The organism is Streptomyces sp. XD-27 (genome assembly GCF_030553055.1).
Classification (GTDB): Bacteria; Actinomycetota; Actinomycetes; order Streptomycetales; family Streptomycetaceae; genus Streptomyces.
Window position 1 is genome coordinate 1,803,002 of record NZ_CP130713.1, and the last position, 23,208, is coordinate 1,826,209.

Below are 23,208 nucleotides of genomic sequence, written 5' to 3' on the forward strand. Positions count from 1 at the left end.
GCCGCCGGGCGCGGCCCCGCGCGGCTACAGGGTGCCGAGCCAGTTGCTCAGCAGCCGGGCGCCGGCGTCGCCGGACTTCTCGGGGTGGAACTGGGTGGCCCACAGCGGGCCGTTCTCGACGGCCGCCACGAACGGCTCGCCGTGCGTGGCCCAGGTGACCTTCGGAGGCCGGAGGGCCGGGTTGGCGGTCTCCAGCTCCCATGCACGTACCGCGTAGGAGTGCACGAAGTAGTAGCGGTCCTCGGCATCCGCGCCCGCGAAGAGCTGCGAGTCCTCGGGCGCCGTGACGGTGTTCCAGCCCATGTGCGGGACGACGGGCGCACGCAGCGGCTCGACGGTGCCCGGCCACTCGTCCAGGCCCTCGGCCTCCTCGCCGTGCTCGATGCCGCGGGCGAAGAGGATCTGCATGCCGACGCAGATGCCCATCACAGGTCGGCCGCCGGCCAGCCGGCGGCCGACCAGCCAGTCGCCGCGGGCCTCGCGCAGGCCGCGCATGCAGGCAGCGAAGGCCCCGACGCCGGGCACCAGCAGCCCGTCGGCGGTCATGGCCGTGTCGTAGTCGCGGGTGATCTCCACGTCCGCGCCGACGTGGGCCAGGGCCCGCTCGGCGGAGCGGACGTTGCCGAAGCCGTAGTCGAAGACCACGACCTTCTTGCGCGCGCTCAACTCCACACCTCCAGCCGCATGATCCCGGCGATCAGGGACATGCCGGCGCCGATGCTCAGGAGCGTGATGAGGCTCTTGGACATGCCCTGCTTGGCGAAGGAGATCACGCCGCCGAGCAGGAACAGGCCGAGGACGATGAAGGCGGTCGCCATGCCGCTCATAGGGCACCCTTCGTGGACGGGATGATGCCGGCCGCACGCGGGTCGCGTTCGCTGGCGTAGCGCAGTGCGCGGGCGAGGGCCTTGAACTGGCACTCGACGATGTGGTGGGCGTTGCGCCCGTACGGAACGTGCACGTGCAGCGCGATCTGCGCCTGGGCGACGAACGACTCCAGTATGTGCCGGGTCATGGTGGTGTCGTAGGTGCCGATCATCGGCGCCATGTTCTCGGGCTCGGTGTGCACCAGGTACGGGCGGCCCGAGAGGTCGACCGTCACCTGGGCGAGGGACTCGTCCAGCGGCACGGTGCAGTTGCCGAAACGATAAATCCCGACCTTGTCTCCGAGGGCCTGCTTGAAGGCGGCGCCGAGCGCGAGGGCGGTGTCCTCGATGGTGTGGTGGGTGTCGATGTGCAGGTCGCCGTCGGTCTTGACGGTGAGGTCGAACAGACCGTGGCGGCCGAGCTGGTCGAGCATGTGGTCGTAGAAGCCGACCCCGGTCGACACGTCGACCTGGCCGGAGCCGTCGAGGTCGATCTCGACCAGGACGGACGTCTCCTTGGTGGTGCGCTCCACGCGGCCCACGCGGGTCATACGCTCATCTCCTTCACAACCGCGCGTACCGCATGGAGGAACGCGTCGTTCTCGGCGGGGGTCCCGGCGGTCACCCGCAGCCGGCCCGGTACGCCGTTGTCACGGACCAGGACGCCGTGGTCGAGGATCCGCCGCCAGGCGGCGTGGGCGTCGGGGAAGCGCCCGAACTGCACGAAGTTGGCGTCGGAGTCGGTGACCTCGCAGCCGATCGCGCGCAGCTCGGTGACCAGCCGGTCGCGCTCGGCCTTGAGCTGTTCGACGTAGCCGAGCAGCGTGTCGGTGTGCTCCAGCGCGGCGAGCGCGGTGGCCTGGGTGACGGCGGACAGGTGGTACGGCAGCCGCACCAGCTGGACGGCGTCGACGACCGCGGGGTCGGCGGCCAGGTAGCCCAGCCGCAGCCCGGCCGCGCCGAACGCCTTGGACATGGTGCGCGAGACGACCAGGTGCGGCCGGCCCGCGAGCAGCGGCAGCAGCGACGGCCGGTGGCTGAACTCGCCGTACGCCTCGTCCACCACCACCATCGACGGCTTGGCCGCCTGCGCCGCCTCGTACAGCGCCAGCACGGTGTCCGCCTCGACGGCGGTGCCGGTGGGGTTGTTCGGCGAGGTGATGAAGACGACGTCGGGGCGGTGTTCGGTGATGGCCGCGCACGCCGCGTCCACGTCGATCCGGAAGTCCTCGGTGCGCGGCCCGGAGATCCAGCCGGTTCCGGTGCCGCGCGAGATCAGCGCGTGCATCGAGTACGAGGGCTCGAAGCCGATCGCGGTGCGGCCGGGCCCGGCGAAGGTCTGCAGCAGTTGCTGGATGACTTCGTTGGAGCCGTTGGCCGCCCACACGTTGGCCATGCCGACCTGGTGCCCGGCGGTGCGGCTGAGGTACTTCGCCAGCTCGGTGCGGAGCTCGACCGCGTCCCGGTCCGGGTAGCGGTTGAGGTGCCGGGCCGCCTCGGCGACCCGCTCCGCGATCCGGGCGACCAGCGGCTCGGGCAGCGGGTAGGGGTTCTCGTTGGTGTTCAGGCGTACGGGCACGTCGAGCTGGGGGGCGCCGTACGGGGACTTGCCGCGCAGCTCGTCCCTGATGGGGAGATCGTCGATACGGGTCACTGGCTGTGCGGAACCTTCCCGTCGAACCTCGCGGTGAGGGCCGCCCCGTGGGCGGGCAGGTCCTCGGCCTCGGCCAGCGTCACCACGTGGTGGGTGACCTCGGCCAGGGCGTCGCGGCTGTAGTCCACGACGTGGATGCCGCGCAGGAAGGACTGGACCGACAGGCCGGAGGAGTGGCAGGCGCAGCCGCCGGTCGGCAGGACGTGGTTGGAGCCGGCGCAGTAGTCGCCGAGCGACACCGGGGCGTACGGGCCGACGAAGACCGCGCCCGCGTTGCGTACCCGGGCGGCGACCTGGGCGGCGTTCTCGGTCTGGATCTCCAGGTGCTCGGCGGCGTAGGCGTCGACGACGGCCAGGCCCTGGTCGAGGTCGTCGACCAGGACGATGCCGGACTGCCGCCCGGCCAGCGCCTCGGTGATCCGCTCGCGGTGCCTGGTGACCGCGACCTGGGTCTTGAGCTCGGCTTCGACGGCCTCGGCGAGCGCCACGGAGGGCGTGACGAGGACGGCGGCGGCGAGGGTGTCGTGCTCGGCCTGGCTGATCAGGTCGGCGGCGACATGGGCCGCGTCGGCGGTGTCGTCCGCGAGGATCGCGATCTCGGTCGGGCCGGCCTCGGCGTCGATGCCGATCCGGCCCTTGAGCAGCCGCTTGGCGGCGGCGACCCAGATGTTGCCCGGCCCGGTGACCAGTTGGACGGGGCGGCACTCGTCGGTGCCGTACGCGAACATGGCGATGGCCTGGGCGCCGCCGGCCGCGTACACCTCGTCCACGCCCAGCAGGGCGCAGGCGGCGAGGATGGTGGGGTGCGGCAGTCCGGCGGCCCATTCGGGGTCCGGGGGTCGCCCCCCGAAGACACAGTCTTCTGCGGCGGCGAGGAGACCGCCAGCGAGTCGACGCCCGCCTCCTGGGCGGGCACCACGTTCATCACGACGGAGGACGGGTAGACGGCGTTGCCGCCCGGCACGTACAGACCGACGCGCTCCACCGGGACCCAGCGCTCGGTGACCGTGCCGCCGGGCACGACGGTGACCGTGGTGTCGGTGCGGCGCTGCTCGCGGTGGACGGTGCGGGCCCGGCGGATGGACTCCTCCAGGGCGGCGCGGACGGCCGGGTCCAGCTCCTCCAGGGCGCGCTGGAGCGCCTCGGCGGGCACCCGTACCCGGTCGATCTTCACGCCGTCGAAGCGCTCCGCGTAGTCGATCAGTGCCGCGGTGCCGCGATGATGCACGTCGTCGCAGATCGGCCGCACCTTCTCCAGGGCGGCCTCGACGTCGAGCTCGGCACGGGGCAGCAGGTCGCGATCGATGCCGCCGTCGGGAGAACCCTCGGGACGGGCAGCGCCGCGCAGATCGATTCGGGAGATCACGCGGTCAATTGTCTCAGACCGGTTCCGGAGCCCGGTCCCCCGTATCACTCAGTGATACGCACCCCTTAAGTTGATCCTGACCGCTGGCGTTCAACCGGTTACTCAGCGGGAATGGGGATCCGTGCGGGGCGTACGGAGGACGGGAGGGGACACGGCTGTGACCGAGCCGCACGACGGTGATCCGCCCGAAGGACTCGATCTGACGACCCCCGAATGGGGGATGTGGCAGGCGTTCCGCAACGGCAGCACCCTCGATCTGCGTACCCCGCACCCGCAGCGGAACGATCCGGCGGGCCCGCACGCATGGGGTCCGGAGCGCAGTGTGCGCGCCCGCGTCGTCGCCCTGCTGCTGCTCGACGGCCCGCCGCCGCAGCCCGGCCGGGTGGCCGCGCTCAAGCTCAACGGGGTGCACATCACCGGCACGCTGGATCTCGCGGGCGGCGCGATAGACCCGTATGTGGAGATGCGCAACTGCCGGTTCGAGCAGGAGCTGCTGCTGCCCGAGGCGCGCTTCTCCACGCTGCGGCTGGTGGGCTGCGCGGTGCCCCGCATCGAGGCGGCCCGGGTGCACACCGAGGGCGATCTGCATCTGCCGCGCTGCGTGGTGGAGAACGGCATCCGGCTCACCGACGCCCACATCGGCACGGACTTACTGCTCAACCAGCTGGTGGTGCGCCGGGACCGGCGCGGCCGGTCCATCACCGCCGACGGGCTGACCGTCGCCCAGGACTTCCAGGCCGAGATGATCGAGTCGTACGGCGAGGTGAGCATGCGCGGTGCGCAGATCGGCGTCTCCTTGAGCCTGCGCGGCAGCCGGCTGCGCAATCCCTACGGAGGGCGGGCGCTGAACGCCCCGCAGCTGACGGTGGAGCGCACCCTGTATCTGACGGCCGCCGGGGTCAGCGGCTCGCCGTTCTCCAACGGCACGACCCCGCCGTACGGCATCTCCTCCAGCACGCCCACCCGTGGCACCCGCATCCAGCGCTTCGAGTGCGAGGGCGGGGTGCGGCTGGACGACGGGCGGTTCGGCGACGCCATCGACTTCGAGCAGGCCCGTTTCATCCTGGAGAACGACCAGGAGGTGTCGCTGCGCCGGGTCCAGACGCCCGAGCTGCGCTTCCTCGGGGAGCGTCCGGAGAAGGGCCGGGTGATCCTGTCCGGCGCCAAGGTGGTCAACCTGGTCGACAAGTCGGTGAGCTGGCCGGGCCCGGGGGGTCTGGCGATGGCGGGGTTCGCCTACGAGCACCTCATCCCGCGCGGCCACTTCCCGCTGTCGCGGCGGCTGGAGTGGGTGGCCGCGGCGACGCCGGAGTACTCCCCCGATCCCTACGAGATGCTGGCGACCGCCCTGCGCACCAGCGGGGAGGACGCGGACGCCCGCGAGGTGCTGCTCGCCAAGCAGCGGCGGCGGCGCGAGACGCTGCCGGTCGGCGCCAAGACGTGGGGGTATCTCCAGGACTGGACGGTGGCGTACGGGTACCGGCCGGGGCGTGCCGCGGTGTGGATGGCGGTGCTGTGGGCGGTCGGCACGGTCTTCTTCACCCAGCGGCCGCCCCAGGCGCTGAAGCCCGGCGAGGCGCCGCACTGGAACGCGTTCCTCTACACGCTGGATCTGCTGGTGCCGGTCATCGACCTCGGCCAGGACAGCCACTGGCGGCCGGACGGCGTGGCCCAGTGGGCGGCGGCGATCCTGATCATGCTCGGCTGGATCCTGGCCACGACGGTGGCGGCGGGCGCGTCACGACTGCTGCGCCGCCAGTAGCGGCGAGGCCTTGGCGGGCCCGGCGCCCGCGGCGGGAGGCCGACCGGTCCGGCGCCCGCAGCGGGGGCCGCGCTGGCCGGGCCTGCGGGGTTCACATGCCGGTCAGGACCCCCGGTCGGCGGAATGGGCACTACGATGAGCGGCCGTGACCTCCCCCCGTCTGCCGCTCTTCCCACTGAACACCGTGCTGTTCCCGGGCCTGGTGCTGCCGCTGAACGTCTTCGAGGCGCGGTACCGCGCCCTGATGCGCGATCTGTCGGCGCTGCCCGAGGACACGCCGCGCCGCTTCGGTGTGATCGCCATCCGGGACGGACGCGAGGTCGCGCGGACCGCGCCCGGCCTGCCGGACCCCACCACGATGCCGGAGCAGGGTCCGACCGCGGGCTTCGGCGCCGACCCGATGCGCGCCTTCCACGACGTGGGGTGCGTGGCGGACGCGGCGACGATCCGCCCGCGCGAGGACGGCACGTTCGAGGTGCTGGCCACCGGCACGACCCGCTTCCGGCTGCTGTCCGTGGATTCCTCCGGCCCCTACCTGACCGCCGAGGTCGAGGAGTTGCCGGAGGAGGAGGGCGACGGCGCCGGAGCCCTGGCGGCGGGCGTACTGCGGGCCTTCCGCACGTACCAGAAGCGGCTGGCCGGGGCCCGGGAGCGGACCCTGACCGCCGAGCAGGAACTGCCGGGTGAGCCGTCGGTGCTGTCCTATCTGGTGGCGGCGGCCGCCATGCTGGACAACCCCACGAAGCAGCGGCTGCTCCAGGCACCGGACACCGCCTCCCGGCTGGCGGACGAGCTGAAACTGCTGCGCACGGAGACCGCGGTGATCGGTAAGCTCCCGTCGCTGCCGCTCACCGAGCACACGCAGCACCCGACGAGCCCCAACTGACCGACCGACACCGACCGACACCGACTGACACCGGACGGCGCCATGGCCAGGAAGTCCAAGAAGCAGTCCGGGGGCGGCACCCCCGCGACGGTGGCCCTCACCGCCGCCGGTACCGCCTTCACCGTGCACGCCTACGAGCACGATCCGGCGGCGCCGTCGTACGGGACGGAGGCCGCCGAGGCGCTGGGCGTCGATCCGGCGCGGGTCTTCAAGACCCTGGTCGCCTCGGTGGACGACGCGCTGACGGTCGCCATCGTGCCGGTGTCGGCCCAGCTGGACCTGAAGGCGCTGGCGGCGGCGGTGGGCGGCAAGCGCGCGGTGATGGCGGACCCGGCCGCGGCCGAGCGCACCACCGGCTACGTACGGGGCGGAATCTCCCCGCTCGGCCAGCGCAAGCGGCTGCCCACCGCGCTGGACGCGTCCGCGTCCGGCCATCCGACGGTGTGCGTCTCGGCGGGGCGCCGAGGTCTGGAGGTCGAGCTGGCCCCGGCGGATCTCGCGGCGCTCACCGGCGCGGTGGTCGCGCCGATCGCGCGCTTCTGACCCGGCCACTCCCCCTTTTTCCTGGGACTCCGTCCCAGACCCCGGTCCTCAGTCTGCCCCGGGCTCCGTCCGGGAGGTCCCTCCGGACGGGCTGGACTCCGCTGCCTCCGGCTCCGGGTCCCGCGGGCCGAACAGACCGGTGAGCGCCAGATGCGCGGCCATCGCGGCCACCGACCAGGCCAGCAGCGCGCCCTTGGCGCCCAGCGCCAGCGGCTTGTCGAACGTGACCCCCGCGCCGACCTCGCGGGCGTGCTTCTCCACGTCGGTCTCGGGGCCGAGGAACACCCCCAGCCGCCAGGCGAGCAACGAGCCGAGCAGACCGCCCACCGCGAGGCCGAGCACCAGCGGCACGCCGCCGCGCCGCCGGAACAGGAAGACGGCGATCGCGGACAGCACGCCCATGCCGAGCGCGAGCAGGATGAAGATGCCGTCGGCGCCGATCGCGTCCTCGGCCTCGGAGTCCCTCAGCCAGACGCGGCTCTGGCCGTCCCAGACGGCCGGGACGCGCGGAGCCAGCCACAGCCACAGCAGGCCCAGCAGCACTCCCGAGACCGTGACGACCAGTGCCACGAGTACGGCCTCCAGCAGCTCGGCGCTGCGGCTCCGGTCCCCGGTGCCGGCCGCCGGCTCGGCAGGGTGGGCGGAGCCTCCGGACGGCTCGGGGCCGGACGGCTGCGGTCCGGGCGTGGGCTTGTCGTGCGGCGTCAACGGTGCGGTCACCCCGTCATCGTGCCAGGTGGGCGGCGCGGGCAGGTCGGCAGGAGGGCCACTGGGATGCGTCACCGCACCGCCGCCCGGCGGTAGGCCCAGGTCGCGGCCGCCAGCGAGACGACCCCGACCGCCGCGCACACTCCCAGATCGGCACCGACCACGAGCCAGTCGGGCTGGGCGTCGAAGGACCGGGCCAGTGCCTCCACACCGTACGTGGACGGCAGCAGATCGCGGGCGTACGACACCGCGGGCGGCATCCGGTCGGCGGGCAGCACCCCGAGCAGCAGCGCGGCGGACATGCCCAGCTGGCCGCAGAGGGTCGCCAGCTCCTGGCGCGGGGCGAGGAGCCCGAGGGCGGCGCCGAGCCCGGCGAGCGCGGCCCCGGAGAGCGGGATCACCGCCGCCAGGACCCACAGGTGCCCCAGCGGGAGCCCGAAGAGCACGCTGCCGGTCACAGCGGTGGCGATCGTGCCGGGCACGGTGAAGGAGGCGTACGCGGCGGCGGCGCCGAGCACCACGGCGGCGGGGGGCACCGGCAGCGTCGCGTAGTGGTCGAGACCGCCGCTGGCCCGCAGCTGGCCGAAGTACTGCGCCAGGAGGTTCAGTGCCACGAACGCCACGACCAGCACGCTGGACCCGGCGACCACGGCCCGTGCCTCGCTGCCGCCGTCCACCACGCCCCGCATCAGGACCATGATCCCGATGGACTGGAAGGTGGCCACGAACAGCAACGGGATCCGGGCCACCCGGGCCCGGGACAGCTGTGCCCGGTAGACGGCGCCGAGGGCGGGCAGCAGCCGCGCGCGGGCCGCGAGCGGGGCGGGCGCGGCGGCGTCCTCGGACCTGGTCCGGGTGTCGCCGCGCGGCGCGGCGGCCTCCAGAGACACGGCAGTCACGTTGCGCGGCTCCTCTTCGATGGGGCTCCCCCCGGACGGCGTTCGGGGGAGGTCGCGGCCACTGCGGCCGCCGCGCCGGTACGACGCCGACGGGGCGCCCGGCGAGGCGTTGCCGTCGGATCGTCCGGGGAGCGGGTCGTCCGGTGGCGGCTCACGCCTTCACCAGCCCCTCCGTCCCTTCCGTGCGGCCGCCCAGTGCCAGGTAGACATCTTCCAGGCTGGGCGTGGTGAGGGTGAAATCGTCCAGGGCGGCGAAGGCCGGGCCGCCGGTCACGGCGGCGACGGCGGCGCGCGCCTCCTCCGGGGCGAGCCGCAGCAGCCAGCGCCGCCCGGCGGCCCGCGCGCTGCCGGAGAGGGCGGCGACCTCGGGCACGTGCAGCGGCGGCTGGTCGCGCCAGACCAGTTCGACCCGTACCTCGTCGGCGACCAGCGCCTTGAGCCCGGCCGGTGTGTCGCAGGCGATGACCTTGCCGCGTTCCAGGACCGCGACCCGGTCCAGGACGGTCTCGGCCTCGATGACGTTGTGGGTGACGAGCAGCACCGTGGTGCCCCGCTCGGCGCGCCGCCGGTCGACGGCGGACCACACGGCGCGGCGCGCGACCGGGTCCATGCCGGCGGTCGGCTCGTCCAGCACCAGCAGCGGCCGCTCTCCGACCAGGGCCGCGGCCACGCAGGCCAGCCGCCGCTGCCCGCCGGACAGCCGCTTGAGCGGGCGGCCCGCGAGTTCGGTCAGCCCCAGCTCGTCCAGCACGGCGTCGCGCTCGGCGCGGGCGGCGCGGCTGTCGAGGCCGCGCAGCCGGGCGGTGGTCTCGGCGGCGAGCGCGACGGTCAGCTCGTCGAGGGCGGTGGACTCCTGGCCGAGGTAGCCCACGAGGCGGGCGGCGCGCTCGGGGTGGCGGACCAGGTCGTGGCCGAGGACCTCGACGCTGCCCTCGTCGGGCCGGAGCAGGCCGGTGAGCTGCCGTACGAGGGTGGTCTTGCCGGCGCCGTTGGGGCCGAGCAGCCCGAAGATCTCGCCGCGGCCCACGGTGAGGTCGATGCCGTCGCTGGCCCGCACGGCGGGCGCGGCCGGGACGCCGCGCCGGGACCGGGCGGCCGGATAGGTCTTGACCAGGCCGCGCACGTTGCACACCGCGCCGTCACCTGTCGCCTGTTTCGCGCCCGTCCTCACGAGCTATGAGGGTACGCGCCCTTACGCCGCCGCTCGGCCTCGGGGCACGGGTTCGGCGCACCCGCCGCGCCTCCTCCCGGCGCCACCCCCTGGCTCCCGCGGCCGACGGGCCGGGCTGCGAGCCGTCGGCGGCGCCCCTACTCCCCCGCGGGAGCCCGCTCCGTGGCCGTGCGGCCGTCGATCTCGCGCCAGAACCCCGCCCGGATCGCGTACCGGTCGTGCTCGTCGATCTGGTCGTCCTTGTGCGCGAGCAGGCCGAAGCGGGCGGCGTACCGCAGCAGCTCGCCGTCGATGCGGTGCGGGATGCGCGGGTACTCCGTCGACAGCTGGTGCAGCGGGCCGGCGTCGGAGAGCCGCTCGGTCCAGCGCCGGGCGAAGACCTGGCCGACCTCGAAGGGGTCGCCGCTGACCGCGGTGATGTCCTCCTCGCGGTCGGCCCAGCGCTGCTCGGCCGTGGTGAGCTGGGCGAGCATGGGCAGCGCGGCGGTCTCGGGCGGCTCGCCCGCGCCGGCGCCGCGGTCCACCCATCCTCGGTCGGAGGACCAGCGCAGCGTGGCGGTGGGGGCGGGGTGCGGTCCGGACTGCCCGGCGGGGCCGCGGCCCAGTCCGGCCAGGTCCTTGGGCGTCGGTACGCCGCGGGCCGCGGCCGCCGCGGCCGCGTCGGAGGCGTCGGCGGCGTCGCCCCCGTCGCCGGTGCGCTCGGGGGCGGCGGTCCCGGGTTCCGCCGTGCGCGGGGGGTCGACGGGGCGGACGGTGCCGTTGTGGGCGGGGCCCTGGTCCCCGGGCACCGCGGCGGCGGCCGTCTCCGGCAGCGGGGCGGCGAGGATCGCGGCGATCTCGGGCCGGGTGCCGGGCGCGGAGGCGCAGGGCGCGGGGTACTCCTTGGCGCGCACCGCGCAGGTGATCCAGGCGCGGTCCAGCACACGGCGCTCGTCGGCCTCGGCGACGAGGTCCTCCGACTGGTTGAAGTCGCCGTCGGCGGCCTGGACGGCCCACAGATGGATGGCGACGCCGTGCTCCTTGGCGTCCATCAGGCCGGGCAGCAGGTCGCCGTCGCCGGTGACGAGCACGATGTCGGAGCAGGCGCGGTTGCGGGCCAGTTCGGTGAGTTCCGCGTGCATGGCGGCGTCCACGCCCTTCTGCGCCCAGCGTCCGTCGCTTCGGGTCAGGGCGCCCAGCCGGACGGTGACCCGCGGCATGACGCGCAGCCGCCGGTGTTCGGGCTGGGGCACCCGGTCGGGCGCGCCGTCGAACCAGTAGATCCGCAGCAGCGGGCGTTCGGTCTCCGCTTCGGCGCGCTCCCGCAGCCCTTGGATGAGGGTCGCGTGCTCGACGGAGATGCGGGACCGGGCGGGTTCTCCGGCGAGCAGGCTCGCGGCGGCGCCCAGCAGATAACCGGCGTCCACCAGGACGACGCAGCGGTCCACGTTCCACCTCTTCCCTGACGTCCGGACGTGCGCTCCCCCCGGCACCGCGGACCCGGTGCTTTCGGCTTCGCTTCGAGTCTGCCCGACCGCAGGGGAGTTACCTGTCCGAACTGGATCAACGGCGTGGCGGATACGGCCTACCCGTCATGCGAGCCTCTCACTCACGGTAATTGCCCGAAATGCACGTTACGTTCTGTCGTGTCACTGTGTCTTCCGGGGAACCGACCTCAACGGGAGGCAGAACAGCCATGGCCAAGAACAAGAACCGCGAACGCAAGGAGCGGACCGCCCGCAGTGCCGCCGAGCGGGGCGCGGAGCGGGAGGGCCGGGCCTCGGCGCCGGAGCCACGGGACCCGTCGCTGCCGTCGCCGATGGACATGGGCGGCCGCAAGGGACGGCAGAAGAAGTTCGGCCACAACTGATCGGCCTCACCGAACGCTTGAAGGGGCGCGCCCGACCCGGGCGCGCCCCTTCCTGCTCACCCCGCCAGACAGGACGGGCCGAGCAGCGCCTTCAGATCACCGAACAGCGCCGGATCCTGGGTGACCCGGTGCCGGTCCAGCCGCAGCACCGTGGTCTTGCGCGCGCCTTGCAGCCGGATGCGCACCTCGGTCGATCCGCGGTGGTGGCTGAGCACCTCGCCGAGCTTCTCGACCAGCGGCGGGGTGACCTTGACCGTCGGGATGGTGATCGTCACGGGGGCGTTGGCGGACGCCTCGGACAGGTCCGGGACCATCAGCTCCATCGCGACCAGCCGCGGCACGTCCTCCCGCTTGTCCAGGCGGCCCTTGACGAAGACCACGACGTCCTCGACCAGTTGGGTGGAGACCAGCTGGTACGTGGCCGGGAAGAACATGCAGTCGATGGAGCCGGCCAGGTCCTCGACGGTGGCGATCGCCCAGGCGTTGCCCTGCTTGGTCATCTTGCGCTGGAGGCCGGAGATGATGCCGCCGATGGTCACGATGGCGCCGTCGGCGTGCTCACCGCCGGTCAGCTGCGCGATGGCGGCGTCGCTCTTGTCGTTGAGGACGTGCTCGATGCCGAACAGCGGGTGGTCGGAGACGTAGAGGCCGAGCATCTCGCGCTCCTGCGCGAGCAGATACGACTTGTCCCACTCGACGTCGGAGAACTCCACGTCGAGGCCGAAGCCCGGGCCGTCGTCCCCGCCTGCGTCGTCGCCCATGCCGCCGAAGAGGTCGAACTGCCCCTCGGCCTCCTTGCGCTTCACCGCGACCACGTTGTCGATCATGGGCTCGTAGTGCGCCGTGAGGCCCTTGCGGGTGTGCCCCATCTCGTCGAACGCGCCCGCCTTGATCAGCGACTCGGTGGTGCGCTTGTTGCAGACGACCGCGTCGACCTTGTCGAGGTAGTCGGGGAAGGAGTTGTACTTCCCCTTCGCCTTGCGGCAGCGGATGATCGAGTCCACCACGTTCTGGCCGACGTTGCGGACCGCCGTGAGACCGAAGAGGATCACGTCGTCGCCCTGCGCCGTGAAGTTCGCCTCGGACTCGTTGACGTTCGGCGGGAGCACCTTGATGCCCATACGGCGGCACTCGTTCAGATAGACCGCCGACTTGTCCTTGTCGTCGCGCACGGAGGTCAGCAGCGCCGCCATGTACTCCGCGGGGTAGTTCGCCTTGAGGTACGCGGTCCAGTAGGTGACCAGTCCGTACGCGGAGGAGTGCGCCTTGTTGAACGCGTATCCGGCGAAGGGGACCAGGACGTCCCACAGGGCCTGGATCGCCGCGTCCGAGTAGCCGTTCTTGCGGGCGCCCGCCTGGAAGATGCCGAAGTTCTTCGCCAGTTCCTCGGGCTTCTTCTTGCCCATCACGCGGCGCAGGATGTCGGCCTCGCCGAGCGAGTACCCCGCGATGATCTGGGCGGCCTTCTGCACCTGCTCCTGGTACACGATGAGGCCGTAGGTGAGGCCGAGGGTCTCCTTGAGGGGCTCCTCGAGCTCGGGGTGGATCGGCGTGATCTCCTGGCGGCCGTTCTTGCGCTCCGCGTAGTTCGTGTGCGAGTTCATGCCCATCGGGCCCGGCCGGTAGAGGGCCGAGACGGCGGAGATGTCCTCGAAGTTGTCGGGCTGCATCTGGCGCAGCAGGGAGCGCATCGGGCCGCCGTCGAACTGGAAGACGCCGAGCGTGTCACCGCGGCAGAGCATCTGGTACGTCTTGGGGTCGTCCAGCGGGACGGAGAGCAGCTCCAGCTCGACGCCCTTGTTGGCCTTCACCATCTTGACGGCGTCGTCCATGATCGTGAGGTTGCGCAGGCCGAGGAAGTCCATCTTCAGCAGGCCGAGCGACTCACAGGTGGGGTAGTCCCACTGCGTGATGGTGACGCCGTCGGAGTGCCGCACCCAGACGGGGATGTGGTCGGTGATCGTCTCACTCGACATGATCACGCCGGCCGCGTGCACACCCATCTGCCGGACCAGGCCCTCGACGCCGCGCGCGGTGTCGATGACCTTCTTCACGTCCGGCTCGTTCTCGTACATCCCCCGGACCTCGCCCGCCTCGCTGTAGCGGGGGTGCTTCTCGTCGGTGATGCCGGAGAGCGGGATGCCCTTGCCCAGGACGTCGGCGGGCATCGCCTTGGTGATCCGGTCGCCCATGGCGTACGGGTAGCCCAGGACGCGGGCGGAGTCCTTGATCGCGTTCTTGGCCTTGATGGTGCCGTACGTGCCGATCATGGCGACCTTGTCGGCGCCGTACTTCTCGGTCACGTACCGGATGACCTCGCCGCGCCTGCGCTCGTCGAAGTCGATGTCGACGTCGGGCATGGAGACGCGCTCGGGGTTGAGGAACCGCTCGAAGATCAGGCCGTGCTCGATCGGGTCGAGGTCGGTGATGCCCATGGCGTACGCCACGATCGAACCGGCCGCGGAGCCTCGGCCGGGGCCCACCGCGATGCCGTTGTCCTTGGCCCACATGATGAAGTCGGCGACGACGAGGAAGTACCCCGGGAACCCCATCTGGATGATGACGTCCATCTCGTAGTCAGCCTGCCGCTGGCGGTCCTCCGGCACCCCGCCCGGGTACCGCCGGGCCATGCCCCGCTTGACCTCCTCCTGGAACCAGGTGACCTCGGTGTAGCCCTCGGGGACGTCGAAGCGGGGCATCAGGTCGCGCTTGTCGAACCAGCCGGCGGTGTCCACCTGCTCGGCGACCAGCCAGGTGTTGGCGCACCCCGCCTGCCAGGCGTCCGAGGAGTCGACGGCGTACATCTCGTCCGTCGACTTGAGGTAGTAGCCGGTGCCGTCGAACTTGAAGCGGTCCGGGTCGGACAGGTTCTTGCCGGTCTGGATGCACAGCAGGGCGTCGTGGGCGCTCGCCTCGTGCGCGTACGTGTAGTGCGAGTCATTGGTGACCAGCGGCGGGATCTCCAGCTTCTTGCCGATCTCCAGCAGCCCGTCCCGGACCCGGCGCTCGATCTCGATGCCGTGGTCCATCAGCTCCAGGAAATACCGCTCCTTGCCGAAGATGTCCTGGTACTCGGAGGCGGCCTTGAGGGCCTCGTCGAACTGGCCGAGCCGCAGCCGGGTCTGCACCTCGCCGGACGGGCAGCCGGTGGAGGCGATCAGGCCCTCCGACCACTGGGAGATCGTCTCCTTGTCCATACGGGGCCACTTCTGCAGCCAGCCCTCGGCGTACGCGTCGGAGGAGAGCCGGAAGAGGTTGTGCAGTCCCGTCTTGTTCGCCGCCCAGATCGTCTTGTGGGTGTAACCACCCGAACCCGAGACGTCATCGCGCTTCTGGTGCGGCTGGCCCCACTGGACCTTGCGCTTGTACCGCCGGGACTCGGGCGCCACGTACGCCTCGATGCCGATGATCGGCGTCACACCGGCCTTCGTGGCCTGCTGGAAGAAGTCGTACGCGCCGTGCAGGTTGCCGTGGTCCGTCATGGCGATGTGGGTCATGCCCATGTCGTTGCACGCGTTGAACATGTCCTTGAGCCGCGCCGCACCGTCCAGCAGCGAGTACTGGGTGTGCACGTGCAGGTGCGTGAACGGCTTCTTTGCCACGACGGAAGTCCTCCGGCGAACGCTCGATGACAGTTGGGGAGACAGCTTCGAAGACTACCTCTCCGCACTGACAGCGCTCGGGCACTCGGAGGTAGCCTCGCCCGTTGTCAGCGGGGGAACACCCGTCCCCCGCACTCGTACCTCAGGAGGCCATGCGCGATGTCGGACCTGCACGTCCGGACGAAGGACGTCGACCAGCGGGGAGAGGAGATCCTCTCCGTCTTCGACACCGCTTTCGGGGAACTGCTCGCCGCCGACCCGTCGGCGTTCCGGGTGAAGTTCCGGAAGATGGCCGCCTCCGCCTTCGCCTTCTACCGGGGCACGGCCTGCCTGTTCTACTCCGACCTGGAGCGGGCCGGGGCGAAGGACACCGGCCCCTACCTGGACGAGCGCACCAGCCGGGTGTGGATCCACGGTGATCTCCACGCGGAGAACTTCGGCACCTACATGGACGCCACGGGCCGCCTGATCTTCAACGTGAACGACTTCGACGAGGCGTACGTCGGGCCGTTCACCTGGGACCTCAAGCGGTTCGCGGCCTCCGTCGCGCTGATCGGCTACACCAAGGCGCTCAGCGACGAGAAGATCACCGAGCTGGTGCGGACGTACGCCGCCGCCTACCGCGAGCGCATCCACGCGCTGGCCGCCGGCGCCAAGCACGACGAGGTGCCGCCCTTCACCCTGGACACCGCCGACGGCGCGCTGCTCGGCGCGCTGCACAGCGCCCGGTCCCTGACCCGCTTCGGGCTGCTGGAGACCATGACGGAGATCCGCGACCACGAGCGGTTCTTCTCCTCCGGCGGCGGATCCATCGAGCTGGACGCCGCGACCCGCTACAAGGTCCTGGCCGCCTTCGACGGCTATCTGGAGACGCTTCCCGAGTCCAGCCTGTCCCGCCCGGACTCCTACCGGGTCAAGGACGTCGTGGGCCGCCGCGGTATCGGCATAGGCAGCGCGGGCCTGCCCTCGTACAACATCCTGCTGGAGGGCAACAGCGACGCGCTGGAGAACGACGTCGTGATCTACATGAAGCAGGGGCAGACCCCGGCGGTCTCCCGGCACATCACCGACGACGAGGTGCGCGCGTACTTCCAGCACGAGGGCCACCGCACGGTCATCTCGCAGCGCGCCCTCCAGGCGCACGCGGACCCGTGGCTGGGCTGGACCGAGCTGGACGGCCGGGGCCAGCTGGTCGCCGAGGTCTCGCCGTACGCGGTGGACCTGGACTGGTCCGATCTGGACGACCCCGCCGAGATCGCCGCGGTCGTCGCCGACCTGGGGCGGGCCACCGCCACCATGCACGCGGCCGCCGACGACACCAGCGGCCACTCGCTGGTGCCCTTCTCCACCGAGCGGGCGATCGACGCCGTGATCGCCGCCGACGAGGACGGCTTCGGTGAGCTGCTGGTGGACTTCGCGCACTCCTACGGGGCGCGGGCGCGGGCCGACCACCAGGTCTTCGTGGACCTGTTCCGCAACGGCCGAATCCCGGGACTGTGAGCGACGCACGCGAGCCCGCCGGGCCGCAGACGACAGCGATGGCCGCACCTCTGCGGCTCGCGGGCGGAGAAGCGAACGAGGAGGCACAGTGAGCGGGCCGCAGGCCGGCCAGGGGCCGGAGGACCAGCAGGGGTACGGGGTGCCGGGCCCGGAGTTGAACAGCGCGCCGACGCTGGGGGCGGGGCAGCCGCTGGCCCCGCCGCCGCAGCCGCCCGGACATCCGCAGCCTCCGCACCAGCCGCCGCTGCCCCCGCAGCCGTATCCGCACCAGGCCGGGTGGCAGCCGTACCCGCCGCAGCAGCCCCATCCCCCGGCGCCGGACGCCGGCGGGCGGCGGAAGCGGATCGGGGCCATCGCCGCCGCGGTGGCGGCCCTGGCCGTGGTGGCGGGAGCTGTCGCGCTCTTCACCACGGGGGACGACAAGGACAAGAGCAACACGGCGGGCGACGGAAGCAAGCCCGGGGGCGGCACACCCACCGCGCCCGCTTCGCCGAGTGCCACCACCGGGGACACCGGGAGCACCGGGGACTCCGAGGGCACCGGGGACACCGGCGGCACCGGCAGCAAGGGCGAGCTGGTCAAGCCCGCCCACAGCTCGGGCGCGGACGGCACGACGGTCGTCATCGGCAAGCCGAGCGCCCAGCACACCCTGGACCTGTACCAGGACCCGCGCTGCCCACCCTGCTCGATATTCGAGCAGAACGTCGGCGCGACGGTGATCAAGGACATCAAGAGCGGCCGGTACAAGGCGTCGTTCCACCTGGCCACGTTCCTGGACGACAGCTTCGGCGGCAGCGGCTCGAAGAACGCGGTCAGCGCGCTCGGGGCCGCCCTGGACGTCAGCCCCGACGCCTTCCTCTCCTTCAAGCAGGCGCTGTACTCCGCCCAGTACTACCCCCAGGGGCACACGGACTCCTTCGGCGACGACGCCTATCTGCTCAAAGTGGCCAGGACGGTGCCCGCGTTGGCGAAGGACAAGGCCGTCTTCGCGAAGTTCGAGAAGAACGTGCGAGGCGGCACCTACGACGTATGGGCCCAGAAGATGGGCGACGCGTTCACGACGGCCAAGGACGTCACGGGCACCCCCACGCTCAAGCTCGACGGCACCCGGCTCACCGGCGGCAGCGGACTCCCTCCGATGACCGCCGAGGAGTTCGACAAGGCGGTGGGCGAGCGGCTGTGACCACGAGGACGGCGGCGGGCGCCGCGCCGGATGCCGAATCTTGACGCGACGCCTACAGATTCTCGTGGCACACTCTGCGCCGATGGACATCTCTGCGACTCACCTGCGGGCGGCACGCGCGGCGCTCTTCACCGCGCTGTGCGTGACGCTGTCCGCCGCGTCGCACGTCCTGCTGTCCGGAATGCCGCTCCCGGTGACCGTCGTCGCCGGGATGTGCGCCGCCGTCTTCGTGATCGCCTACGCCCTGGCGGGCCGGGAGCGCGGCTTCGGCCCGATCGCCGCGCTCCTGGTGCCGCTGGAGCTGACCGCCGACACGGCCTTCACCACCGGCCAGCACGCCTGTTACGGGCCGACGGGCGGGCCGGTCACCGGGCCGCTGCGCTCGGTCGGCGTCGATCTCGCCTGCGCGGGCGGCAACGTCGGCGGGCCGCTCGCCCACGTCCCCGACCCCACCGCGGTACCCAGCGCGGTCATGGGCGTGTCGCCGTGGCTGCTCCTGGCGGCCCACGTCGCGATCGGCCTGCTCGCCGCGGCCTGGCTGCGGCGCGGCGAGGCGGCACTGGCCCGCCTGCTGGGCGCGGTCGCCGCGTTCACGTTCCGGCCGCTGCTGGTGGCGGTGGCGGCGGTCTCCGCCACCGTCGCACCCCGCCGTCCCTCCGTGCGCTTCATCCGGCGCGCCCGGACGGCCCGCGTCCTCCCCCTCCTGGTGCACTCCGTCGTACGGCGAGGTCCGCCGTGCCCGGCTCCGGCCATCTGACGTATCCGGCCGGCCGAGTACAGCGTTAACCCCTCACCGAACCACTTTCCGACGGAGAAGAAGACCATGAGCAACCGGAACAGCCAGGCCAACAAGCAGGCGGCGCGTGAGCGGCTGCGCGCCGAGCGCGAGCGCCAGGCCAAGAAGGACAGGATGCGGCGCCAGTTGACGGTGGCCGGCTCGGTCGTGGCGGCTCTGGCGATCGCGGGCGGCATCGGCGTCGCGCTCAGCAACATGAACAGCGGCAGCAAGAACGTCAAGGTGAGCGACAAGGACTGGCGGGCCGCGGCCGCGAAGACCCCCTACAAGGCTCCGGCCAACACCGAAGGCGAGAAGGGCCTCACCATCGTCATCGGTGGCAAGACGGCCAAGGAGACCATCGACCTCTACGAGGACCCGCGGTGCACGGGCTGTGCCATGTTCGAGCAGCGCGGAACCGGAGATGCCGTCGTCAAGGGCGCGGAGGACGGCCGGTACAAGGTGCGGTTCATCATGGCGAACTTCATCGACGGCATGGCCGGCGGCAGCGGCTCGAAGAACGCGGTCAGCGCCCTCGGTGCCGCTCTGAACGTCAGCCCCGAAGCGTTCCTCGAGTTCAAGACGGCCCTGTACTCCGCGGAGAACCACCCGGCCGAACGGGACGACGCCTTCTCCGACGACGAGCGTCTGATCGAGATCGCCCAGGAGGTCAAGGCGCTGAAGGGCAACAAGGCCTTCGAGAAGGACGTGAAGAACGGCACCTACGACAAGTGGGGCCTGGAGATGGGCAAGCTGATGGAGAAGAACAAGGTCGACTCCACCCCCTCCCTGGTCCACAACGGTAAGAGGCTGGCCACCCCGGGCGACGCGGAGGAACTCGAGACCGTGCTCAAGAGCGCGGGGATCGGCGCCAAGAAGTAGCGCCCCGCGCTCGAGACGCCCCAGACGAGGAACAACGGAGCCCCGCCGTCGTCCACTTGGACACGGCGGGGCTCCGTGCATGCCAGGCAACGGGACGGTGAACTCTTGGAGTTCGCCCGCCCGTGAACCTGTTCATCTGCCTTACTTGTCAGTAAGGTCTGCGGCCGTGACCTCCCACGACTCCTCCAGATCGCGCATTTCGCGCCGCAGTGCCGTCACGGCCGTCGCCGCCGCCGCTGCCGTTCTGCCCCTCACCACCGGCGCCGCCACCGCCCGCGCCGACAGCTCCGGCCCCGCCTTCCTGCACGGGGTCGCCTCCGGGGACCCGCTCCCCGACGGCGTCCTGCTGTGGACCCGGGTGACCCCGGAGCCCGGTGCCGAGCCCGGCTCCGGGAAGGGGCCGCAGGTCGACGTCGCCTGGGAGGTCGCCGAGGACCAGGCGTTCGGGCGGGTCGTGGCGCGCGGCACCGTGCGGGCGTCCGCCGCCTCGGACCACACCGTCAAGGCGGACGTGCGCGGACTGCGGCCCGCCGCCGACTACTTCTTCCGGTTCACCGCGGGCGGCACGCACTCGCCGGTGGGACGCACCCGTACCGCACCCGCGCGTGACGCGGCCGCGGCCGCCGTCCGGTTCGGCGTGGTCTCCTGCGCCAACTGGGAGGCCGGGTACTTCTCCGCCTACCGCCACCTGGCCGCGCGCCGCGACCTGGACGCGGTACTGCACCTCGGCGACTACATCTACGAGTACGCCACGGGCATGTACCCGAAGCCGAAGTACACCGTCCGGCAGCACTCCCCCGCGCACGAGATCACCACGCTCGCCGACTACCGCACCCGGCACGGCCGTTACAAGACGGACGCCGATCTGCAGGCGCTGCACCAGACGCACCCGGTCATCGCGATCTGGGACGACCACGAGTTCGCGAACGACGCCTGGACGGGCGGCGCCGAGAACCACACGGCGGGCGCCGAGGGCGACTGGGCCCAGCGGGTGGCCGCCGCCAAGCAGGCGTACTTCGAGTGGATGCCGGTGCGCCCCTCCATCGAGGGCACCACCTACCGACGGCTGCGGTTCGGCTCGCTGGCCGATCTGCACCTGCTGGACCTGCGCTCGTTCCGGTCCGAGCCGGCGTCCATAGGCAGCGGCGAGGTGGACGACCCGGACCGGACGATCACCGGACGCGCCCAGCTCGACTGGCTCAAGGCGGGGCTGGCCGGATCGGACGCCAGGTGGCAGCTGGTGGGCACGTCGGTGATGATCTCGCCGGTCGCCTTCGGCTCCGTGCCCGCCCATCTGCTCGGCCCGCTCGCCGAGCTGCTGGGTCTCCCCAAGGAAGGGCTGGCGATCAACGTCGACCAGTGGGACGGGTACACCGACGACCGGCGCGAGCTGCTCGCCCACCTCACCGAGCGGGGCATCGACAACACCGTCTTCCTCACTGGTGACATCCACATGGCGTGGGCCAACGACGTGCCGGTGAAGGCCGCCACGTACCCGCTGTCCCGGTCGGCCGCGACGGAGTTCGTCGTCACCTCGGTGACCTCGGACAACATCGACGACCTGCTGCACGTGGCGCCCGACACGCTCTCCAGCGTCGCGGAGCTCGCCATCAAGGCCGCCAACCGCCATGTGAAGTGGCTGGACATGGACGGGCACGGCTACGGCGTGCTCGACATCACCGCCGAGCGGACACAGATGGACTACTTCACGGTGTCGGACAAGACCGACCCCGGTGCCACCTCCGCCTGGGCGCGCTCGTATCGCACGCGGTCGGGCACGCAGCGCGTGGAGCGCGTGGACCAGCCCGTACGGTGACATGCGGGCCGGCCCGTGCGGCCGGTCTCGCGGAACGGACCGGCCGTGAGAACGGACCGGCCGTGCCGTGGCGCGGGCGCGCTACAGGTCGGCGAGGAAGCCGAGTGCCACCTGCCAGGTGGCCTCGGCGGCCTCCTCGTCGTAGTCCGGCAGGTCCGGGTCGGTGAAGAGGTGCCCGGCGCCCGGGTAGCGGTAGACCTCCACGTCCGCCCCGGCACGCCCCATCCGCAGATACCAGGCGTTCAGCCAGTCGTGCGGCTCGAACGGGTCGGGGTCGGCGACGTGCAGCTGGACCGGGAGGCCGTCGGTCTCGGCGTCCTCCGCGAGGTCGGAGGTCCCGTGCAGAAGCAGCAGGCCGCGCGCCTTCTCGTCGCCCAGCGCGAGGTTCTGCGCGATCGAGCCGCCGAGTGAGAAGCCCGCGTACACCACGCCGCGGTCGGACAGCGGCGCCGCGGCCGTGATCGCCCGCTTCAGCAGCTCCTCCTGGCCGATCTCCTCCTTGATGGCCATGCCGTCCTCGACGGTTTCCGCCGTGCGCCCCTCGTAGAGGTCCGGCACGTGCACCTCGTGCCCGGCGGCGCGCAGCCGGTCGGCCGCCGCGTGGACGGCCGGGCGCAGCCCGTACGCGGAATGGAACAGAACGATCGTCGCGGTGTTCGCGGAGGCCGCCACAGCTGTCACTTCCTGTCGATGGAGCAGTGATCCCATCGTGCCAGGTACCTGCGACAACGGGCGCGGCCGGACGCGCCGCGCGGCCTACGCGCTCTCCGCCCGCACGGCGTCCAGCGCGCCCTGCAGATCGTCGGGGTAGGCGCTCTCGAACTCCACCCAGCGGCCGTCTGCCGGGTGCTCGAAGCCCAGGCGCACCGCGTGCAGCCACTGGCGGGAGACCCGCAGCCGCTTGGCGAGGGTGGGGTCGGCGCCGTAGGTCATGTCGCCCACACACGGATGCCGGTGCGCTGCCATGTGGACGCGGATCTGGTGGGTACGGCCGGTCTCCAGCTTGATGTCGAGGAGGCTGGCGGCGCGGAACGCCTCCACGAGGTCGTAGTGCGTGACGCTGGGCTTGCCCTCCGAGGTGACCGCCCACTTGTAGTCGTGGGTGGGGTGGCGGCCGATCGGCGCGTCGATGGTGCCGCTCAGCGGGTCGGGGTGGCCCTGGACCAGCGCGTGGTAGCGCTTGTCGACCGTACGCTCCCGGAACTGCTGCTTGAGCAGGGTGTACGCGCGCTCCGACTTGGCGACGACCATCAGGCCCGAGGTACCGACGTCCAGCCGGTGCACGATGCCCTGCCGCTCGGCGGCGCCGGAGGTGGAGATCCGGTAGCCCGCGGCGGCCAGTCCGCCGATCACGGTGGGGCCGGTCCAGCCGGGGCTGGGGTGCGCGGCGACCCCGACCGGCTTGACGATCACCACGATGTCGTCGTCGTCGTGCACGATCTCCATGCCCTCGACGGGCTCGGCGACGACCTGCACGGGCGGCGCGGCCTGCGGCATCTCGACCTCGAGCCAGGCGCCGCCGGTGACCCGGTCGGACTTTCCGGCGACGCTGCCGTCGACCTGGACCTTTCCGGATGCGGCGAGCTCGGCAGCCTTCGTCCGCGAGAAGCCGAACATACGGGCTATCGCGGCGTCGACGCGCTCGCCTTCGAGGCCCTCGGGCACGGGCAGGGTACGGATCTCGGGAATCGTGCTCACCCGTCGAGTATGCCGCAACGCGGAATCCGTCCGGACCTCCGTCCACAG

The 23,208-nt window shown here is 71.9% G+C and carries 20 protein-coding genes and 1 pseudogene; 9 read left to right on the top strand and 12 right to left on the bottom strand.

The window, feature by feature from the left end:
* Positions 1-24 precede the first annotated feature (24 nt).
* From hisH to hisD, 5 genes and pseudogenes are all read right to left on the bottom strand, one after another.
* Positions 25-666, bottom strand: coding sequence for an imidazole glycerol phosphate synthase subunit HisH (gene hisH, locus Q3Y56_RS07665; RefSeq protein ID WP_304461197.1), 642 nt, complete (start codon positions 664-666; stop codon positions 25-27).
* Positions 663-827 carry a hypothetical protein gene (locus tag Q3Y56_RS07670; protein WP_304461198.1) on the bottom strand — a complete coding sequence of 55 codons (165 nt, stop codon included), beginning with the start codon at positions 825-827 and terminating at the stop codon, positions 663-665. Before Q3Y56_RS07670 ends, hisH begins: the two co-directional genes overlap by 4 nt.
* Positions 824-1,417, bottom strand: a complete 594-nt coding sequence (hisB, locus tag Q3Y56_RS07675) for an imidazoleglycerol-phosphate dehydratase HisB (RefSeq protein ID WP_304461199.1) — start codon at positions 1,415-1,417, stop codon at positions 824-826. Before hisB ends, Q3Y56_RS07670 begins: the two co-directional genes overlap by 4 nt.
* Positions 1,414-2,520 carry a histidinol-phosphate transaminase gene (locus Q3Y56_RS07680; protein WP_304461200.1) on the bottom strand — a complete coding sequence of 369 codons (1,107 nt, stop codon included), beginning with the start codon at positions 2,518-2,520 and terminating at the stop codon, positions 1,414-1,416. Before Q3Y56_RS07680 ends, hisB begins: the two co-directional genes overlap by 4 nt.
* A pseudogene (gene hisD / locus Q3Y56_RS07685) lies at positions 2,517-3,886 on the bottom strand (histidinol dehydrogenase). Before hisD ends, Q3Y56_RS07680 begins: the two are co-directional and overlap by 4 nt.
* A gap of 157 nt (positions 3,887-4,043) precedes the next feature.
* Between hisD and Q3Y56_RS07690 the strand changes: the two are divergent.
* From Q3Y56_RS07690 to ybaK, 3 genes are all read left to right on the top strand, one after another.
* On the top strand, positions 4,044-5,648 hold the full coding sequence (locus tag Q3Y56_RS07690) for an oxidoreductase (RefSeq protein WP_304461201.1): 1,605 nt from the start codon (positions 4,044-4,046) through the stop codon (positions 5,646-5,648).
* Positions 5,649-5,793: 145 nt separating this feature from the next.
* The gene (locus Q3Y56_RS07695) at positions 5,794-6,534 is read left to right on the top strand and encodes an LON peptidase substrate-binding domain-containing protein (protein WP_304461202.1); all 741 of its coding nucleotides are present in this window, start codon (positions 5,794-5,796) and stop codon (positions 6,532-6,534) included.
* Positions 6,535-6,576: 42 nt separating this feature from the next.
* Positions 6,577-7,077 carry a Cys-tRNA(Pro) deacylase gene (gene ybaK, locus Q3Y56_RS07700; RefSeq protein WP_304461203.1) on the top strand — a complete coding sequence of 167 codons (501 nt, stop codon included), beginning with the start codon at positions 6,577-6,579 and terminating at the stop codon, positions 7,075-7,077.
* A gap of 48 nt (positions 7,078-7,125) precedes the next feature.
* Here the strand turns inward: ybaK and Q3Y56_RS07705 are convergent, their stop codons facing one another.
* From Q3Y56_RS07705 to Q3Y56_RS07720, 4 genes are all read right to left on the bottom strand, one after another.
* Positions 7,126-7,797, bottom strand: coding sequence for a hypothetical protein (locus tag Q3Y56_RS07705; protein ID WP_304461204.1), 672 nt, complete (start codon positions 7,795-7,797; stop codon positions 7,126-7,128).
* A gap of 59 nt (positions 7,798-7,856) precedes the next feature.
* A complete protein-coding gene (locus Q3Y56_RS07710) occupies positions 7,857-8,669 on the bottom strand; it encodes an ABC transporter permease (RefSeq protein WP_304465507.1) in 813 nt (270 codons plus the stop codon).
* A 166-nt stretch (positions 8,670-8,835) separates the two neighbouring features.
* Complete coding sequence (locus tag Q3Y56_RS07715; RefSeq protein ID WP_304465508.1) at positions 8,836-9,816, bottom strand: ABC transporter ATP-binding protein; 981 nt, start codon at positions 9,814-9,816, stop codon at positions 8,836-8,838.
* A 176-nt stretch (positions 9,817-9,992) separates the two neighbouring features.
* The gene (locus tag Q3Y56_RS07720; protein ID WP_304461205.1) at positions 9,993-11,282 is read right to left on the bottom strand and encodes an NYN domain-containing protein; all 1,290 of its coding nucleotides are present in this window, start codon (positions 11,280-11,282) and stop codon (positions 9,993-9,995) included.
* A gap of 248 nt (positions 11,283-11,530) precedes the next feature.
* Here Q3Y56_RS07720 and Q3Y56_RS07725 point away from each other — a divergent pair, with 248 nt between their 5' ends.
* A complete protein-coding gene (locus tag Q3Y56_RS07725; RefSeq protein ID WP_304461206.1) occupies positions 11,531-11,704 on the top strand; it encodes a hypothetical protein in 174 nt (57 codons plus the stop codon).
* Between the two features lie 56 nt (positions 11,705-11,760).
* Here the strand turns inward: Q3Y56_RS07725 and dnaE are convergent, their stop codons facing one another.
* On the bottom strand, positions 11,761-15,306 hold the full coding sequence (gene dnaE / locus Q3Y56_RS07730) for a DNA polymerase III subunit alpha (RefSeq protein WP_304461207.1): 3,546 nt from the start codon (positions 15,304-15,306) through the stop codon (positions 11,761-11,763).
* 159 nt (positions 15,307-15,465) lie between these two features.
* On the opposite strand from dnaE, the gene Q3Y56_RS07735 reads away from it, so the two are divergent.
* From Q3Y56_RS07735 to Q3Y56_RS07755, 5 genes are all read left to right on the top strand, one after another.
* Positions 15,466-16,806, top strand: a complete 1,341-nt coding sequence (locus Q3Y56_RS07735) for a DUF2252 domain-containing protein (protein WP_369696720.1) — start codon at positions 15,466-15,468, stop codon at positions 16,804-16,806.
* Positions 16,807-16,894: 88 nt separating this feature from the next.
* Positions 16,895-17,989 carry a thioredoxin domain-containing protein gene (locus Q3Y56_RS07740; protein WP_304461209.1) on the top strand — a complete coding sequence of 365 codons (1,095 nt, stop codon included), beginning with the start codon at positions 16,895-16,897 and terminating at the stop codon, positions 17,987-17,989.
* Between the two features lie 82 nt (positions 17,990-18,071).
* Positions 18,072-18,746 carry a hypothetical protein gene (locus tag Q3Y56_RS07745; protein ID WP_304461210.1) on the top strand — a complete coding sequence of 225 codons (675 nt, stop codon included), beginning with the start codon at positions 18,072-18,074 and terminating at the stop codon, positions 18,744-18,746.
* Between the two features lie 66 nt (positions 18,747-18,812).
* The gene (locus tag Q3Y56_RS07750) at positions 18,813-19,646 is read left to right on the top strand and encodes a thioredoxin domain-containing protein (protein ID WP_304461211.1); all 834 of its coding nucleotides are present in this window, start codon (positions 18,813-18,815) and stop codon (positions 19,644-19,646) included.
* Between the two features lie 166 nt (positions 19,647-19,812).
* Positions 19,813-21,462, top strand: a complete 1,650-nt coding sequence (locus Q3Y56_RS07755; protein ID WP_304461212.1) for an alkaline phosphatase — start codon at positions 19,813-19,815, stop codon at positions 21,460-21,462.
* A gap of 81 nt (positions 21,463-21,543) precedes the next feature.
* Here the strand turns inward: Q3Y56_RS07755 and Q3Y56_RS07760 are convergent, their stop codons facing one another.
* Together Q3Y56_RS07760 and Q3Y56_RS07765 are read right to left on the bottom strand one after the other, a co-directional pair.
* Entirely contained in the window at positions 21,544-22,134 is a 591-nt protein-coding gene (locus tag Q3Y56_RS07760) for a dienelactone hydrolase family protein (protein ID WP_304465509.1), read from the bottom strand.
* A gap of 84 nt (positions 22,135-22,218) precedes the next feature.
* Complete coding sequence (locus tag Q3Y56_RS07765) at positions 22,219-23,160, bottom strand: RluA family pseudouridine synthase (RefSeq protein ID WP_304461213.1); 942 nt, start codon at positions 23,158-23,160, stop codon at positions 22,219-22,221.
* Between the last annotated feature and the right edge of the window lie 48 nt (positions 23,161-23,208).